This is a genomic window from Pseudomonas sp. Pseusp88 (genome assembly GCF_047303955.1).
GTDB lineage: Bacteria > Pseudomonadota > Gammaproteobacteria > Pseudomonadales > Pseudomonadaceae > Aquipseudomonas.
On the sequence record NZ_JBGLYM010000097.1, the window covers coordinates 1 to 476 of the forward strand.

The 476-nt window shown below is 55.5% G+C and carries 1 pseudogene; it reads left to right on the plus strand.

Features of this window, described 5'->3' with window-relative positions:
• Window positions 1-378: pseudogene (locus ACCD02_RS32625) on the plus strand (hypothetical protein); the annotation flags it as partial.
• Window positions 379-476 lie beyond the last annotated feature (98 nt).

Below are 476 nucleotides of genomic sequence, written 5' to 3' on the forward strand. Positions count from 1 at the left end.
ACAAACCGTCATGTTTACGACCAGTTCATCTACGGTAACTGGGTCGACCCGAATCAACTCGGCACACTGCCCGGTACGGCCGGCGGTCAGCACCGCCCGGCAGATTTTGCCCATACCGGCGATGAGCAATATCGCCTGTGGCAGGTCTGGATCGAGCTACGGATAGACAGCCCGATCCTTGAAATGGCGATTAAATACCCCTGGGGAATACTCCAGCATGAGCATGGGGTTCCCTACCTGTTTCGCCTGGCCCTGGATCGGGACGCCAATGAAGCCGACAGAACGGCTGAAGCTCCTGGCGGCGACCTCAAGGAAGATGCCGATATCGATCTGCCCGAGAACGGCAGCGAGCTAATGCAACTATCCATTCCTGACTAAAATGACGAAACTCGATAATGTTCAATTTTATTAAACCGCCTGCACTACCGCCCCAGCTGAAATGGACGTATGCCCATGAGCCGGAGCTACTGGGGTGG